This window comes from Planktothrix serta PCC 8927, assembly GCF_900010725.2.
Taxonomy (GTDB): domain Bacteria; phylum Cyanobacteriota; class Cyanobacteriia; order Cyanobacteriales; family Microcoleaceae; genus Planktothrix; species Planktothrix serta.
Map to the genome: position 1 here is coordinate 257,478 of NZ_LR734871.1, position 11,062 is coordinate 268,539.

Annotated in this window: 13 protein-coding genes and 1 tRNA gene; 11 read left to right on the forward strand and 3 right to left on the reverse strand. The window is 42.5% G+C overall.

Translation table 11 applies throughout. The annotated features are described in order from the left end of the window. Positions 1–99: 99 nt before the first annotated feature. Together PL8927_RS14470 and PL8927_RS14475 are read left to right on the forward strand one after the other, a co-directional pair. Positions 100–1,692 (forward strand): peptidoglycan-binding domain-containing protein, encoded by a 1,593-nt coding sequence (locus PL8927_RS14470; RefSeq protein WP_083622802.1) that lies wholly within the window; start codon positions 100–102, stop codon positions 1,690–1,692. A 117-nt stretch (positions 1,693–1,809) separates the two neighbouring features. Continuing rightward, positions 1,810–2,118 (forward strand): transposase, encoded by a 309-nt coding sequence (locus tag PL8927_RS14475; protein WP_331281826.1) that lies wholly within the window; start codon positions 1,810–1,812, stop codon positions 2,116–2,118. Between the two features lie 280 nt (positions 2,119–2,398). On the opposite strand, the gene PL8927_RS14480 is transcribed toward PL8927_RS14475, so the two are convergent. Together PL8927_RS14480 and sigC are read right to left on the reverse strand one after the other, a co-directional pair. Continuing rightward, positions 2,399–2,944, reverse strand: a complete 546-nt coding sequence (locus PL8927_RS14480) for a transcriptional repressor (protein WP_083622804.1) — start codon at positions 2,942–2,944, stop codon at positions 2,399–2,401. Between the two features lie 154 nt (positions 2,945–3,098). Continuing rightward, positions 3,099–4,349: an RNA polymerase sigma factor SigC gene (sigC, locus tag PL8927_RS14485; RefSeq protein ID WP_083622740.1), complete on the reverse strand. Its 1,251-nt coding sequence runs from the start codon at positions 4,347–4,349 to the stop codon at positions 3,099–3,101. Between the two features lie 521 nt (positions 4,350–4,870). Here sigC and psbZ point away from each other — a divergent pair. From psbZ to PL8927_RS14525, 8 genes are all read left to right on the forward strand, one after another. Continuing rightward, the gene (gene psbZ, locus PL8927_RS14490; protein WP_083622742.1) at positions 4,871–5,062 is read left to right on the forward strand and encodes a photosystem II reaction center protein PsbZ; all 192 of its coding nucleotides are present in this window, start codon (positions 4,871–4,873) and stop codon (positions 5,060–5,062) included. A 97-nt stretch (positions 5,063–5,159) separates the two neighbouring features. Next, positions 5,160–5,744, forward strand: a complete 585-nt coding sequence (gene ribH / locus PL8927_RS14495; protein ID WP_083622744.1) for a 6,7-dimethyl-8-ribityllumazine synthase — start codon at positions 5,160–5,162, stop codon at positions 5,742–5,744. Between the two features lie 80 nt (positions 5,745–5,824). Further along, positions 5,825–5,896: transfer RNA gene (locus PL8927_RS14500), tRNA-Gly, on the forward strand. Between the two features lie 102 nt (positions 5,897–5,998). Then, positions 5,999–6,502 carry a hypothetical protein gene (locus PL8927_RS14505; protein ID WP_083622746.1) on the forward strand — a complete coding sequence of 168 codons (504 nt, stop codon included), beginning with the start codon at positions 5,999–6,001 and terminating at the stop codon, positions 6,500–6,502. A 184-nt stretch (positions 6,503–6,686) separates the two neighbouring features. After that, positions 6,687–6,911, forward strand: a complete 225-nt coding sequence (locus PL8927_RS14510) for a type II toxin-antitoxin system HicB family antitoxin (protein ID WP_083622749.1) — start codon at positions 6,687–6,689, stop codon at positions 6,909–6,911. 25 nt (positions 6,912–6,936) lie between these two features. Continuing rightward, positions 6,937–7,074, forward strand: a complete 138-nt coding sequence (locus tag PL8927_RS14515; protein ID WP_156093199.1) for a hypothetical protein — start codon at positions 6,937–6,939, stop codon at positions 7,072–7,074. A gap of 98 nt (positions 7,075–7,172) precedes the next feature. Then, positions 7,173–7,577, forward strand: a complete 405-nt coding sequence (locus tag PL8927_RS14520) for a hypothetical protein (RefSeq protein ID WP_083622751.1) — start codon at positions 7,173–7,175, stop codon at positions 7,575–7,577. A gap of 4 nt (positions 7,578–7,581) precedes the next feature. Then, positions 7,582–8,844, forward strand: a complete 1,263-nt coding sequence (locus tag PL8927_RS14525; RefSeq protein WP_083622754.1) for a glutamate-5-semialdehyde dehydrogenase — start codon at positions 7,582–7,584, stop codon at positions 8,842–8,844. Here PL8927_RS14525 and PL8927_RS14530 read toward each other — a convergent pair. After that, positions 8,841–9,674, reverse strand: coding sequence for an acyl-CoA desaturase (locus tag PL8927_RS14530; protein ID WP_083622756.1), 834 nt, complete (start codon positions 9,672–9,674; stop codon positions 8,841–8,843). The two genes, PL8927_RS14525 and PL8927_RS14530, sit on opposite strands and share 4 nt — an antisense overlap. An 85-nt stretch (positions 9,675–9,759) precedes the next feature. Here PL8927_RS14530 and PL8927_RS14535 point away from each other — a divergent pair, with 85 nt between their 5' ends. Beyond that, positions 9,760–10,992 carry a methionine gamma-lyase family protein gene (locus PL8927_RS14535; RefSeq protein ID WP_083622806.1) on the forward strand — a complete coding sequence of 411 codons (1,233 nt, stop codon included), beginning with the start codon at positions 9,760–9,762 and terminating at the stop codon, positions 10,990–10,992. The last annotated feature ends 70 nt before the right edge of the window (positions 10,993–11,062 follow it).

Genomic DNA, 11,062 nt, shown 5'->3' on the forward strand with positions numbered 1-11,062 from the left:
CCTCACTTTTAAGCCTGATATACAATGGGGGAAACAAACCCTTCCAGAAAGAATTTTGTGGAAGGTTGAAGTTGATTAATAATGTTTCTCCCAAAAACAATGATTGAATCCTATGCGTTTCTAGCTTTAGCCTTAACCTATGAAGATCCGGCTTCTGATCCATTCCCAGGATTGAATCAGGTTAATTGGAAAAAGCTTTCCAGTCAAACCTACCGCTACTTTCTCGGTTTAGCCGTAGCTGTTTCAGTCCTAACTCTCGCCCAAAGCGCCCAAGCTTTGGTAATGTCTGGAGATTCGGGTGCCCAAGTCAGACAAATTCAACAACGCTTACAAGAACTAGGCTATTTTAACGCGAATGCTACAGGTTATTTTGGCAGCCTGACTCAAGATGCGGTGATTCGTTTTCAACGAAATTACGGTTTATCCGCCGATGGAATTGTTGGCCCCCAAACGCTCAGGGCTTTGGGATTAATCACCACCGACCCCTCTAATCCTGGCAGTAATCGAGACTTAATTGGACTGGGGACAGGGGATAATGGCCCCGGTGTTTCCGATTTACAGAGACGGTTACAAGCCTTGGGTTATTTCAACCAACAACCTACAGGTAACTTTGGGACTGTCACCCAAAATGCGGTGATTCGACTCCAACAGGACTATAATATTCCGGCAACGGGTTTGGTAACAGAAGCTACCCTCGCCCTCCTCAACAGTACACCGCAGCCACTCCCTGATATCTTACCCGGTACAACGTTACAACTGGGCGATTACGGATCTGCGGTTGCCGCATTACAAGAAGGGCTACAAAACCTCGGCTTTTATGATGGCAGTATTACAGCATATTTTGATGATCTAACAGAAGTCGCTGTTCAACGGTTTCAACAATCTCAGGGAATCTCGGCTACCGGAGTCGCTACTTCCGCAACATTAATGGCTTTAAATCTGTATGTTCCGGGGATGCCCTCTAATCCTCAGTTTGATGATATTCTCCGATTAGGGAGCCAAGGCTCGGCTGTCCGGTTATTACAAGGACGATTAAAATCATTAGGATACTATACCGGGATAGTCAATGGTGTATTTGGTCGATCTACCCAACAGGCTGTGATCAATTTTCAACGTGCTTATGGGATTACCGCAAAGGGAGAAGTGGGGCCGACCACTACTGAGTATCTCGTCACTGCCATAACCAATAACCGATCTGCTTCAGCGATCGCCCTTCCTATCCCAATTCGTCAACCTAATACTATTCCGATCAGTAATACTTTATCAACAGTTTCTTTAGGAGATACCGGAGGCGAAGTCAGAAAAATTCAACGACGCTTACGACAATTAAACTATTATAATGGCCCCATTAATGGCTTTTTTGATAATGCAACTCAAAATGCTTTAATGCGGTTTCAACAATCTGCTGGAATTACAGTCAACGGAATTGCTGGCCCAACAACTCAAACCTCTTTATTTAATCCTCGACCCGTTTCTGTAACCCCAACTCGTACTATTGTTGTCGTACAAATGACTCCGCCTGTTTCTGGTTCAGCCCAGGTTCGACAATGGCAACAAACATTAAGAATTCAGGGACTTTATAATGGCCCTATTAATGGAATTTACGATCGTTCAACACAACAAGCTGTTGCACAAGCCAGAGCTTTTTATGGCCCTAGTGCAGATGCCGTCTTATTTGGAGGAGGTTTATAAATAGTAACTACTTTTGACAACAATTACCGAAAATTTTGGGTTTAAAGCCCCTAAGTTCCACTTAGGCTTTTTATTCCAAATTGGTGTATGATTTAAAAAAGAGATTTAGAAGAAAAAATGAAAGCCAGATATCGATTTAGATGCTACCCAACACCCTCCCAAAAATTGGCGTTAGCCAAATTATTTGGGTGTGTACGGGTCGTGTGGAACGATGCTCTGGCTTTTTGTGTTTCCGAGTACAAAGGAGGTAAGAATAAACCCAAGAATGCTGAACTGCAAAAACAATTCATCACTCAAGCTAAGAAGTTAGAAGAACGGGAGTGGTTATCGGAAGTATCAGCAGTTCCCTTGCAACAAAGCTTAAATGATTTAGAACAAGCTTATCAAAATTTCTTCAATTTCTGTAAAGGAACTAGAAGATGTTAATGCCGCAGTTAATATAAAAGTCGCCGGAGGGCTTTCGGAGACTTTAAACGGACGTGGAGGCAAGCGTCAGACTACAGCTATTTGTAGCAGCAGCCAGCGAATCGTCAACCCACCAGCATTTCAACAATTATCGATTTTCGATTTGTTGTAATAGATGGAATCCCCGTGCGTTTACGCCGGGGCGGATGTCAAACAGATTGAATACAGGTTTTAATCAGTCTGATCTTTCCCTAATCCTCCTAATTTAATCCGTGCAATCCGTGTAATCCATGTAATCCATTTAATCCGTGTTCCCATCTTCCGTTAACTCAGAATCCATTTCAAAATTACAATCAGCGATCGCCTTTGAACAAGTCCAATTACTAGAAATTAGCGACGGCCAACCCATGCGTAAAGCCTCATGACAAATCGTATGAATCGTTAATTGGCAATCTAATAAATGAAACCCCGATTTTTCCGCTTGCTTCATGCTAGTTTTAGAAATGGAATCATTTTTAAATTCAATAGTTTTATTACACTGAACACAGACTAAATGATGATGGTGATGGGGATAGGGCTGATTAATTTCATAGTGTTTATGACCTTCAGCTAATTCCAATTCGCGTAAAATTCCCATCCGGGCCATTAGCTTCAAAGTGCGATAAATTGTTGATAAACTAATCGCTTCCCCTCGGCTTTTGAGTAAATTGTACAGATCTTCCGCACTTAAATGATTTCCTTTCGGTAAATTCTGAAAGACCTGCAAGATCGTTTCCCGTTGGGGAGTTAACCGCCAACCTTTATCGTTGAGTTCAGATTTAAACGAGACTGTTGTATATAAAGCCATACGCTCACTTGCTTTCAATAAAGCTTGCATATTGACAATAATACACAACAAATTTCCAGATTGTCAAAAAAAACCAGTTATTTTCAATAACTGGTTTAGATTTCAGATTCACAGATTTAAAATTCTTGCGGTGGGCCGATCCAGGGTTCTCCGATTAACTCAGGGTTTCCAGATAATCCCGAACCCGGTTGCGACGTTTCGGTTGGCGTAATTTTTGCAGAGCTTTAGCTTCAATCTGGCGCACTCGCTCCCGTGATAATTCTAGCGCTCGGCCAATTTCAGCCAAGGAATAGGGATGACCATCTCCTAACCCATAACGCATCAGAATCACATCCCGCTCCCGACTGGTTAAATCTGCCAACAGGTGTTGTAAATCCCGATGCAAAGATTCCCGCATCAGCAATTCTTCCGGTGTCACCTCTTCGGTTTCCAGTAAATCCCCTAATTCTGTATCTTTATCCGTCCCGACTTTCGTTTCTAAAGAAACCGAACGAGGAACCCGTAACAAGACTTCTCGGACTTGAATCGGAGTCATCTCTAACTCCAGGGCAATATCCTCAATGGTAGCAGTACGACCTTTTTCTTGAGAAATTTTTCGTTGTGCTTTTTTAATTTTGTTGAGTTTTTCGGTAATATGAACAGGCAAACGAATCGTGCGGCTTTGGGTTGCGATCGCCCGTGTAATTCCTTGACGAATCCACCAATAAGAATAGGTGCTAAACCGATATCCCCGTGTCGGGTCAAACTTGTCAACAGCCCGTTCTAGTCCTAAAGTTCCTTCTTGAATTAAATCAAGCAGTTCTAAACCCCTATTTTGATATTTTTTCGCTACCGAAACCACTAGACGCAGGTTCGCTTTAATCATGTGGTCTTTGGATTTTATGCCATCAGCTTGAATCTGATCCAATTCCTCAACGGTTAAACCCACGATCTCCGCCCAACGGCGTTTTCCGGCGGCTAAAATCGGCTTCAGTTCAGTCACATCAACGCCCCCCGTTGTCGCCCATCGCTCTAAAGACGGACGATGACCCAACTGTGCGGATAACTGATCACGGGTTTTAATCAGGCGCACATAGACGGTAATCACACCCTCTTCTTGGTTGGCTGCATTATCGCGTAAATCAACTAACCTCAGATAACGCTGAACTTTTTGGGCTTCCGATACTTCTTCATCTCGTCCTAACAGACGAACTCGACCAATTTCTTGCAGATACAGTCGAACCAAATCCGTTGTCCGACGATTAACAGATTTCTGGAGTTTAGCATCACTGGCATCCTCTATATCCAGATCAATTAAATCATCCACATCCGGCTCCAGGTTACTATTTATAAGATCTTCAGGTTCAGAATAGCCCTCAAAAGGCTGGTTCGAGTTATTGTCGGCATAGATTTTAGTGGCTGGCATAGTTTCTATCTCAGTTGATCTGGATAATTAAGAGGCTGCACTTACGGGGGGTTAGCTAACCGATGGAATGCCCACTGTAGGATGACGAACTATCAAGGTTCTCAGTTCCCTTATCTAACTTATAATGCCCTGGAATCATCGTTTTAGGTCAAGCCTAGAGAACAATTTTAATTATGGGCAGTTACAAGCACAAGGAGTAAAATCAGGTTAGCAACAATTGTTTTTTACTACCTTATTAGTTAGTATAAGAATAAGTAGCCTATTTATCAGTGATTCTCGTCAAACCCCCGATTAATTGTCATCACCTCTTACAGGCGCTTGAGATCACTACAAAGAAACTTTACCTCTTTCGTTATAAAAGTTAATATTAAAGGTTGACGGTTGACAGACAACAGACAACAGACAACAGACTTCTCAGAGGTGGCAATTTCTGGTAGTTTTAACTATGAACCGCTAAACAGGATTCGGTGAGCCTGTCAGCAGTATTTTTACTTACTGCCAAGTCAAGTTGGGAGAAAAAAATGTTAACAATTCTGTTTCAAGTTGTCCTTGCGGCACTGGTGATCTTATCTTTTCTGATGGTGGTAGGCGTTCCCTTTGCCTATGCCACCCCCCAATACTGGAGCCAATCTAAGCCTCTGCTTTATGTCGGTTCTGGTCTTTGGTTCGTATTAGTGATTTTAGTAGGTGTATTAAACTACTTAGTGGTTTAATTCACAGGCGGAATTGCGGGTTAGACGGTGTAGGATAATTCCCCTAAGCAGTTTAACCTACAATTCCCCCTGGATCTATAAACAAAGGATAACAACAATGACGGTTTTTGAGGGGAATTTTACTCAAACAGACTCCCTGCGGTTTGCAATAGTAATTGGTCGGTTTAATGATTTGATCACAACCAAATTATTAGAAGGGTGTCAAGATTGTTTAAAACGACATGGCATTGATCCTGATCCCCAGGGAACACAGGTTGATTATGTTTGGGTTCCAGGGAGTTTTGAGATTCCCTTAGTTGCTCATCAGTTAGCCTTAACCCGTCGTTATGATGCGATTATTTGTTTAGGGGCTGTAATTAAGGGACAAACCCCCCATTTTGATTATGTCTCGGCGGAAGTCTCCAAAGGCATCGCAGCAACAGCGTTTCAAACGGGTATTCCGGTGATTTTTGGGGTGCTGACAACGGACACGATGCAGCAAGCCTTAGAACGAGCCGGAATTAAAGCCAATCACGGTTGGAACTATGCGATGGATGCGATTGAGATGGCAAACTTAATGCGTCAAATCAAGCAAAGTGCTACAACTTCCCATACAACAGTAGATTCTACAGCGATTTTATCCGCCAGTTCCAGTCCAGCGTTAACTGGGGAAACCTTGAAACAGCAGTCACAAACCCATTAAACCCTAGGGTTCTAAAAATTTTTGCGAAAAGGGTTGACAAATCTAAAGATTTTTGGAATCATAGAAAAGGTGAAAGGTTTGCGGGTGTAGCTCAGTGGTAGAGCGTCACCTTGCCAAGGTGAATGTCGCGCGTTCGAATCGCGTCACCCGCTTAAAAAAATATAGGATAATTTGTTAACGGGGTGATTTATTAATCGCCCCGTTAATTGTTTACAGGAATATCCGGTAAGCCTAAACCCCAGATAAAAAAATCCATGAAACTGATAGAGCATAATTCTAATCAACTGATTTTTAAAGACTCTACTGTTAGATCGTGGATGATTAGATTGGTATGTACTCCCTTTTTAATTTTAGCTGTTCTGGGATTGTTTTTAGTCATTACTGAAAAAGTTTTTCCAAGTTTCTTCATCATTTTTTGTTTGGTCGTGGGTATTTTCGGAGTTTTCTGGACTTCCACTCAAACGGTTTATCTTAATAAAAGCCAAAATAGATTAAGAATTGAAACCCAAAGATTATTAGGAACAAAAAGACTAGAATATTCACTCGAAAACCTCAATGTCAGGGTAGAAAAAACTATTTTTCGCGTCAAAACCTATAGTTCTCTATTAAAAATCAAAAAAGAACCCATCTGCATCGTTGTTTTAGAAATTGCTTCTAATGCTCAAACTATCAAGATTTCTAGTAATTATAGTTTAACCCGAAATCAAGCTGTTGAAATTGCCGATCTGATTCGCACTTTTCTGAATACACCACCCTGAGAACCCTTTCAACCGAACATTTCTGCTGATATCCAAAACATTTCCGGTCGTCTTAAATTAAACCCCAATCTTGGGAATTGCCAAGCTTTATAATTAGCGGTAATTATAATAATTGCTACAATCTGGAACAAGATTGATGCAAAGACTTTTCCTGGGATTCAATATCAATAAAGGATCAACAACAATGAAAAGCTCTTATACTATTATTATTCAATGGTCAGAAGAAGATCAGTGTTATGTGGTCAGCCTTCCTGAATGGGGAGAACATTGTCACACCCATGGGGATACCCATGAAGAAGCCTTAAAGAATGCACAAGAAGTTTTAGAACTCCTGATAGAGTCGGCGTTGAACAATCATGAGCCTTTACCCAAACCTCAACTTTTCGGAAAAACATTAGAGAGAGTGTGAAAATTCCTTAAAATTATTGAAACTCTTGGCAATTTTCAATGACAATCAACAAGAAAATAAGAGTGTGAAAGTGGCGATCGCTGGCTCTACAGTAAAAGAGTGTAAAAGTGGCGATCGCTGGCTTGAACGAGGGAACGAGGGAACAAGGGAACAAGGGAACTAAAGAAGGATACGGGTAAGGATGGAGTTGAGTATAATAATTGAAAATAGCCAGTTTTGACTTAATTATTGTAAAAACATTATTAAATTAACGGATCGCTTGTGCCATCCCAAAAAGCTCAAAAGATTGATTTGAATGGTGATTATCCTTGCCCCTGTCGGCGGAGGGGGCGGTTAGTTCCCATTGCGCTGACCGAAGCCTTTGGCTGCGATCGCTGTCAGCAAATTTTTGTTGTCGATGAGAGTGGTTATTGTTTAGAACAACTCGCAACCCATTATCCTTATAAACAGGCTTGGCGTTGGACAGGTCATCAATGGAATAGAGCCAGTCCAGGGTTAAGGGCGCATTATTTACCGATGGCTTTGGGAATGCTCTTAGTTCCGTTAGTGATCTGGTTACCATTAGCCTTGTATTCACCGGGGCCAAATCTTGTGTTATGGGCGATGGTTGCTGTACTGTTAGCGATGTTACCCGCACTCATGGTTTGGCTAGCTTACAGGCGTTAGCTGCATGATAATTGATGATTTTTCTCTCCTTCCTGCTGACCATCCCCTCCGTCGTGCGTACCTTGCTAGTTTTCAACTGGCAAAAACGAAGGGAATGGATCGGAGTCGAGCCTTGCAACTGATGGCGAAAGCCTTGCGATCGCGACAGAATGATATCCTAGAAGCCAATACCCTCGACTTAGAAGCGAGTCGAGACTTAGGATTATCAGAACTAATAACCGACTGGCTGAAACTCACCCCTGAACGCCTAGAAACCACCGTTCAAATTTTAGAACGTCTGGGACAATTGCCCGATCCCATTGGCCGGGTGATGAGTGCTTCCTATCAACTAGAACAGGGACAAACCTATTATCAACATATTCCTTTAGGAGTAGTCGCCTTAATTTATGAAGCCTTCCCCGAACTGGCCGCCATTGCTACGGGACTCTGTTTAAAAACAGCCAATAGTTTAGTGTTATTAGGGGGAACAGAAGCGACCCATTCTAACAATATGATCGTTGAAACCTTGCAAATCGCCTTAGAAGAATCGGGGCTCCCCCCAGGCTGTTTAGAAATCCTCCCTTCAGAACAGAATGCCCCCATTCAACAGTTAGTCACCCAAGACCAATATGTCAATTTAGTGATTCCCTACGGACGCCCCCATTTTGTGCAGCAAGTAGTGAATCAATCTACCGTTCCTGTTTTGCGTTCAGCCATGGGAAACTGTTATTTATATTGGTCATCCACGGCGAGTGTAGATACGGCGCGATGGATGATATTAGATAGTCATGACAGTAAACCTGATCCCGTGAATGCCATTGAAAAAGTTCTGATTGATCCCAATCAAAAAAGCTCATCCTTAGTAAGATTGTGGAATAACTTAAGGGAAGCCGGATTTCAATTGCGGGGGGATGAAGCCCTGGCTGAAGAATTTACCGAATTAACGGCTGCTGAAACAACAGAATGGTCAAGACCCTATTTAACTCGAACCGTTGCCTTTAAAGTAGTAGAAAACTTAGAAAAAGCGATCGCTTGGATGAATACCTATAGTAGCGGTCATGCTAACTGTTTAGCGACAGAATCTTACTCCGAGAGTCGAAAATTTGCCCAAGATGTTAATAGTGCCTTAACCTTTATTAATGCGTCTCCTCGATTTTCCCGTCACTTGAATCGTGGAGACGCAATCTTTCTGGGAATTTCTAACCAGAAAGGATATCGTCGCGGATTAATAGGTTTAGAAGCCCTAATGACCCTGAAGCACGTTGTTCAGGGTAATCGGCAATTTTAAATCCGTTGGGCTTCAGCATTGGCGGGGGGTAATTTCACTTTTTGGGCTAACCCTAACGCTTGTAACAGCGAAATTGTCATCCAGGTTAAATCAATTTCCCACCATTGCAAACCGTGACGGGCCGAATATTGGAAAGCATGGTGATTATTATGCCAACCCTCACCATAAGTAACAACAGCAACCCACCAACAATTGCGGGAAGCATCTCCCGACTGATAGGTTTGATATCCAAATTTGTGAGTGGCACTATTAACAAACCAGGTGCAGTGAAACATCACTACAACCCGAAAGAAAATACCCCAAACGACAAAAGACCAACCTCCAATCAGATATAGCAATAATCCAAAGATCACCTGAATGACCAGAAAATATTTTTGGAAAAACAGATAGACTGGATCGTCGGCAATATCTTTTGTAAAACGGGGGATTTGTTCATCCGCCGGAGTATGGAACAACATCCAGCCGAGATGACTCCACCAAAACCCTTTTGTGGAATCATGGGGATCTTGATCTTGATCAGAATATTGATGATGGAGACGGTGTAAACCGATCCAATCAATCGGCCCTCCTTGGCAGGCCAGGGTTCCGCAAAAGACTAAAAAATATTCTAGCCATTTGGGAGCCTCAAAACTGCGATGGCTAACCAGGCGGTGATACCCTAGGGTAATTCCCAAGCCTCCAGTAACCCAATGTAAAAATAGAGCTAGGCCTACGGCAGCCCAGCTAAAGTTACTCGGTAAAAATGCCAACAGTGCGGCAGCATGGAGAGACACCATAAAAACAATGGTGATCCAGTCGGGCTTATATTGAGGTGAAGTTGCAATCGTCATGAAACGAAAATTCGAGCTTTTTTTAAACGAAAGAGTCCTATTTGCGTCATAATATGCACCGCCCCCAAATGGAGTGAGTTCGGTGATCCTATCTAGCATAGAACAACTAAAAGAAGCAGAACAGGAACTATTTCCGATTTTTTCTGGTATTGACACGCAGGTCAAGCATAATCTTCAACGAGTTTTAGAGGCCTTTCGTCGTTACCGAGTAGGAACCCATCACTTTGCAGGTGTTACAGGTTATGGTCACGACGATTTAGGACGTCAAACCTTAGATCAAGTCTTTGCCGAGATTATGGGTGCCCAAGCCGCTGCGGTACGAGTGCAGTTTGTTTCTGGAACCCACGCCATTACCTGTGCCTTATTTGGCTGTTTGCGTCCTGGGGACGAAATCCTGGCGGTAGCTGGCGCTCCCTACGATACCTTGGAAGAGGTCATCGGTTTGCGCGGTCAAGGCCAAGGTTCATTATTAGAGTTTGGCATATCTTACCGTCAATTAGATCTAACTTCTGACGGAAAAATTGACTGGGAGAAGCTAAACTCGGCAATAACTGCTAAAACTCGCCTGGTTTTAATTCAACGTTCCTGTGGCTATTCCTGGCGTTCTAGTTTGTCTATTGATGATATTGAGCAAATTGTTCAGAGTGTTAAAAAACAGAATCCTCAGACGATTTGTTTTGTCGATAATTGTTATGGAGAATTTATTGAAACTTGTGAACCTCCTGCGGTTGGAGTTGATTTAATTGCAGGTTCATTAATTAAAAATCCGGGGGGAACTATTGTTCAAGCGGGGGGTTATGTCGCGGGAAGGGAAGATTTAGTTGAAGCCGCAACTTGTCGATTAACAGCGCCGGGTATTGGTAGCAGTGGGGGAGCAACTTTTGATCAAAATCGGATTCTATTTCAAGGGTTATTTTTAGCACCTCAAATGGTAGGAGAAGCGATTAAAGGAAGCCATTTAATTTCTTATGTTTTTAATCAATTAGGATATAAAGTTAATCCTTTACCCTTTGAACCAAGAAAGGATATTATTCAAGCCATTGAGTTAGGTTCTCCTGAGAAATTAATTGCTTTTTGTCGCGCCATTCAACAGTATTCTCCGATTGGTTCCTATCTGGAACCTGTTCCCGCAGAAATGCACGGATATGAAAGCCATTTAGTCATGGCTGGAGGTACATTTATTGATGGCAGTACCTCGGAATTTTCCGCCGATGGGCCGTTAAGAGAACCTTATATTGTCTTCTGTCAAGGAGGAACCCATTGGACACATATTTCCTTAGCATTAGAAGCCGCAATTGCAGCGATAGGACAGGTGTGAACTACCCACACTTCTCTACGAGTAAGTGTGGGCTTCTAGCATCAACGGGGATAGCATCAGAAGAAACAGA